The organism is Streptomyces spongiae (genome assembly GCF_009377185.1).
Taxonomy (GTDB): Bacteria; Actinomycetota; Actinomycetes; order Streptomycetales; family Streptomycetaceae; genus Streptomyces; species Streptomyces spongiae.
This window is the reverse complement of record NZ_VJZC01000663.1, coordinates 1-5,161: the sequence shown is the minus strand read 5'-3', so window position 1 is coordinate 5,161 and position 5,161 is coordinate 1. Positions and strand designations below refer to the sequence as shown.

The 5,161-nt window shown below is 69.2% G+C and carries 3 protein-coding genes; 2 read left to right on the top strand and 1 reads right to left on the bottom strand.

Annotated elements, in window-relative coordinates; genetic code table 11:
* The first annotated feature begins 388 nt into the window (after positions 1–388).
* Complete coding sequence (locus tag FNH08_RS44080; RefSeq protein ID WP_152777130.1) at positions 389–1,864, top strand: serine hydrolase domain-containing protein; 1,476 nt, start codon at positions 389–391, stop codon at positions 1,862–1,864.
* A gap of 137 nt (positions 1,865–2,001) precedes the next feature.
* On the opposite strand, the gene FNH08_RS44075 is transcribed toward FNH08_RS44080, so the two are convergent.
* Positions 2,002–3,960, bottom strand: a complete 1,959-nt coding sequence (locus FNH08_RS44075) for an acyl-CoA dehydrogenase family protein (RefSeq protein WP_228034742.1) — start codon at positions 3,958–3,960, stop codon at positions 2,002–2,004.
* 321 nt (positions 3,961–4,281) lie between these two features.
* Here FNH08_RS44075 and FNH08_RS44070 point away from each other — a divergent pair, with 321 nt between their 5' ends.
* Complete coding sequence (locus FNH08_RS44070) at positions 4,282–4,980, top strand: ScbR family autoregulator-binding transcription factor (RefSeq protein ID WP_322726430.1); 699 nt, start codon at positions 4,282–4,284, stop codon at positions 4,978–4,980.
* The last annotated feature ends 181 nt before the right edge of the window (positions 4,981–5,161 follow it).

Here is a 5,161-nt window from a genome sequence, read left to right as displayed (position 1 = left end):
AGAGGTGTATAAGAGACAGGGGCATGACAGTGGCTGGGGCCGTGTGTCGTGCGTTGTCGGCCAAGTGCCCGCGCGTGTTCGCCTGTCCAATCGCTGCAGTCGATCACCGGGCGGTGTCTTGCCGCAAGCGTAGCGCACAGCATGCGCATTTGCGTACGGGGCGAGCGTGATGCGTACGGCGTTCGCGTTCAACTAGGGGTGTGCGCTCTGTCTGGTCCGGAGGGGTGGGCTGCCGTCAGTGTGGCCTTTCAGTGCTCTGTCCGTGGCTGAGAGTGGCCTGTTGCGCACGGTGCGTCGGTGTGCGTACAGTGTTCGCGTCTTGAGCACGTTGTACGCAAGGTGTTGTACGCAGTGCGCCGTACGCATCGCCGTCGCCGATGGAGGGGTCATGCCGCAGACGCAGAAGGAGCAGGAGAACGGGCAGGTCAGCTGGGACGCCCAGGGCAACTGGGAGGCCAGTGGCAGTTGGGGTGCCGCGGATTCCAAGAGGAAGAGTTTCTATCGCGGGCACTGGCAGTCCCGGCTGGACCGGTTGCGCGAGGCGCATCATGTGCCCGGTGCCTCCCTCGCCGTCCTCGCCCGCGGTCACGTGCACGAACTGGCGAGCGGCGTCCTGCACCGCGGGACCGGAGTGGAGGCGACCAGCGACTCCGTGTTCCAGCTCGGCTCGCTCGCCAAGATCTACACGGCCAGCCTCGTCATGCAACTCGTCGACGAGGGCCGGCTCGACCTGGACGCGCCCGTGAAGGACGTGCTGCCCGACTTCGCCGTGGGCGACCCCGAGGCGACCGAGACGATCACCACCCGTCAGCTGCTCTCCCACACCAGCGGGCTCACCTGCGACTTCACCTACGACTCCGGGCGCGGCGACGACTGTCTCGCCCGCTATGTCGAGGCCGCCAAGGACGTCGGGCTCGACTGCCCCACCGGCACGGCGGTCTCGTACAGCAGCCTCGGGTACAACGTGCTCGGGCGGATCGTCGAGGTGATCACCGGGCTCACCTGGGACGAGGCCCTCAAGGAGCGGCTGCTCACGCCGCTCGGGCTCACCGGGACCATGACCCTGCCCGAGGAGGCGCTCGCACACCGTACGGCCATGGGGCACCTCGGGGATCTCGGGCAGGAGCCCGACCCCGCGCCCGCCTGGGACCTGATGCCGCGTTCGGCGGGGCCGTACGGGCGGGTGCTGGCGACCGCCGGGGATGTCGTGAGGCTCGCCCAGATGCATCTCGACGGCGGTCTCGCCGCGGACGGGACGCGGCTGCTCAACCCCGGCAGCGTGCGCGCGATGCAGCGGCGCGAGGTCGACGTGCCCGACAAGTGGACCGTCAGCGCGGACGGGTGGGGACTGGGATGGACCCTCTACGACTGGTTCGGCACCCCTGGCTTCGGGCACGACGGTGCCTCCATCGGGCAGTACGGGTTCCTGCGAGTGGTGCCCGAGGCCGGCGTCGTCCTCGTCCTGCTCACCAACGGCGGTGACGCGCGCCGGCTGTACGAGGACCTGTTCGGCGAGTTGCTGCGCGACCTCGCGGGGGTGCGGATGCCGGAGCCGTTCGGGCCGCCCGCGCAGCCGCCGGCGGTGGACGTCGCGCCGCTGGTCGGGACGTACAAGAGGGAGGGCGTGCTCATCACCGTCACCGAGCGGGACGGCCAGGGGCACCTGGTGTACGAGTTCGTCGACGGGATGAAGGACTTCTCGCCGCCGCTGGAGATGGACATCGTGCCCGTCGCGCCGAACGTGTTCGCGGGGGCGGGCTCCGGTGCGTACAGCGCGGACTGGATGCCGGTCGTCTTCTCCACACTCGTCGACGGCACCGGGTGCGTGTACATCGGGATGAGGGCGGCGCCGAAGGTGGGGTGAGGGGAGGGTCGGCCAATGCCTGAGTGGAAGGAGGAGTGCGGGCAGTGCGGGTGACGAGAGGGTCCGTCCAGGTGTGAGCTGGGCGGACCCTCTCGTCGTGGGCACCGGTCACCTGCTGACCACGTACGTACCGCGGCTCAGCACGTGACCGACACCAGCTCCTCCTCCATCGTGCGGGTGATGGAACCGCCGCTGGCGATCGGGATCGCCGAGAGCATCTCGGCCGGGAAGTCGAAGGCGTCGACCAGGGTCAGCATGTGCGGCGCGAGGTCGGCGACGACCGCGTCCAGGGTGGCCGGCAGGGCTCGTACCTGGTCCGGTGTGAGGTGGCCCTCGGCGAGCAGGTCGCCGGTGTGTTCGCGGACCTGGCGGAGGAGGAACAGGCGGCACAGGGAGCGGAGGAGGAAGCGGGCCTGCGGGTCCACGGCCCGTTCGGCGGCGGCGGCGAAGGCGTTCGCGGCCTGGAGGCGGGCGTGGACGGAGACCATCTCCAGGGCGGCGGCCGAAGTGACGTTCCAGCGGCCGACCGGGTCGCCGGACGGGCCCTGGCGCAGGGCCGTACGGGCCCGGGCCTGCCAGATCGACTCGACCTGGGCGAGCAGGCCCTGGAGGAAGGGCAGGTCGTCGAGGTCGCCGGGCGGGAGGGTGTCCGGCTTCGCCGACTGGTGGCCGAAGACCATCTCGGAGGCGGCCTTCACCCAGATCACCAGGTTGTCGCCCTCGGCCGTGATGCCGCCCTCGATGTTCGCCGACAGGTCCGATATGCCGTTGGCGGGGAACAGGCCCTGCGCGCCGCAGCGTTCGCGGCACTCGGTGGTGATCGCCCGCGCCTGCCAGGTGATCCAGCCCTTGGTGATCGCCGCGAGCCGCTCGACCTCCTCGCGGTCCTCCTCGGTGTGCGCGGCGAACCGGTCCACCACCGTGCGGTGCAGGAACGTCATCGCGTACGCCGTCGCCAGCCCGTCGAGCAGACGGCTGTGGTGGCTGCGGTGGGCGGCGATGGGCATGCGCTCACCGGCCTTGGGGCCGGCGATGAGGCGGCTGTGGGCGTAGCGGACCGCGATGGTGAGCGCGGCGCGGGACATGCCCAGTGTGCCGGCGCTCATGCAGAGCTTGCCCATGGTGACGCGGTTGATGGAGCGCAGGAACCGCTTGCGCTTGTTGCCGAGGTTGCTGGTCAGGGTGCCCTCGTGGTCGAGACGGCCGTGGTCGGCCTCCAGGAGCGCCTCGCGCGGCAGCCACTTGTGGTCGAAGGACGTGAGGGAGTGGTCGACCGGGGTGCCGGTGCGCTCCGGCAGGGGGCGGACCTTGACCCCGGGCAGGTGACCGGTGTGGTCGCTGAGCGGGGTGAGGAAGAGGAAGACGCCCTGGTCCTGGTTGTCCACGATGAGCCGGGCGGCGACGACCGCGGTCTTCGGGCCGCCGGTCAGGCTGGTGTTGGGCATGAACTTCTGCGCGCCGGGCGTCGGCGTGTGGAGATAGAAGCCGCCGCTCGTCCGGTCGAAGATCGCGACGGTCTCCAGTGCGGCCACGTCGTTGCCGTGCTCCAGCTCCGTGCAGAGAAACGTTCCTGTGCGCTGGAGGGAGGTGAAGGCCGACAGGTCGCGGTCCTTGTGGTCGTGGTCGACGAGGCTGCCGAGGAACAGGTTGTAGTGGATGCTCGCGAGGGTGGTCAGCCCTCCGTCCACGGGGCCTATCCACTCGTGCAGGGCGGCCAGCCGGTGCGGGTCGGAGGCGAAGTGCTCCGGGCCGTCGTTGATGCCGGTGCCGTCGATGCTGTTGTTGCCTTCGATGCCGCTGTTGTCCAGGCGCTTGTTGAGGAGGCGCAGTCGGTCGTACGACAGGGCGGCCCGCTCGGTCGGGGACAGGCCCGGCCGGTACGAGAACTCGGGACCGGAGATCATCCTGCGCCACGTGCCGTGCGTCCGCTCGCGGTGCGCGCCCTCGAAGAGGAGGTGCGTCAGTTCGCCGGCGACCGGGTGTCCCGTGGCGCACGGGGCCTGGTCGGACAGGGCCAGGTCGGACGGGGCCAGGTCGGACGGGGCGGTCTGGTCAAGAACTTCCGTCCACAAGGCCTCGGACGTCATCACAGTCATCGAGCTTCCCCCTGGTGTGGGACCGGATAGGTGTGAACCACGGCCATGAATATACGTACCAACCGGTTTTCTTTTCAAGGCCCTTCTTCGGTTTCTCTTGGGTCGCTGCCGGTTCTTGGCGGGCGTATTGGTAGTGAATGGGTGTTTTGGGGTGGCTGGATCGCGGGGTTGAAAAACCGTTCGGCTGGTTTTATTGTCCTAGGGCAGCGACTGAGGGCGCGGGTTTTCGTACCGCGCCACCGCCCTACAGCAGTGCCGCTGTTAGGGTGCGAACCGTTTGGTCTCTTTTTCCCGCGGCGCGGGTGGGTACGGAGGGTGCTTGTGGCACGGCAAGAGCGGGCCATCCGGACGCGGCAGGCGATCCTGTACGCCGCGGCCGAGGTGTTCGACGAGGTCGGATACGAGGCGGCGACGATCTCCGACGTACTGAAGAAGTCGGGGGTCACCAAAGGCGCCCTCTACTTCCACTTCACGTCCAAGGAGGAGCTCGCCCAGGCGGTCCTGGCCGAGCAGGTCTCCTCGCTCCCGCCCGTCCCGGTGCGGGAGCTGAAGCTTCAGGAGTCGCTGGACGAGGCGTTGTTGCTGGCGTACCTGCTCAGGAAGGACACCGGTGATCCGATCGTCCAGGGCAGCGTGCGTCTGACCGTGGACCAGGGGTCGCCCAAGGACCACCTCAACCGGCAGGTACCGATGCAGGCATGGACCGAGCACACGGAGTCCATCTTCGAAGAGGCCAAGCAGAAGGGCGAGATACTGCCCCACGCCGATGTCGCCGCGCTCGCGAAGCTGTTCGTCGGCGCGTTCACCGGTGTCCAGGTGCTGTCCCGGATCATGACCGGGCGGGCGGACCTGGCCGAGCGGGTGACCGATCTCTACCGCCACCTGATGCCGTCGGTCGCCGTGCCGGGGGTCCTGGTCCGCCTGGACTTCTCTCCGGAGCGGGGGCCCCGGGTGTACGAAGAGGCCATGCGGCTGCGGGAGTTGGAGTCGGAGGCGGCCGCGGTCGGCGCGGTGGAGTGACCGACGGGCGGGGCGCGCCTGCCCTCCGGGGGCGTCTCTTGCTGGGGTGAGCTGCTTCTTGCTGGGGTGAGCTGCTGGTGGTGGCCGCCTGGTGGTGGCCGTCCATTGGTTCTGGAGTCCCAGCGACACGCCGTGCATGTGGCGTGTCGCTGGGACTCAGAAGCCAATTGCTCTCCGAGCG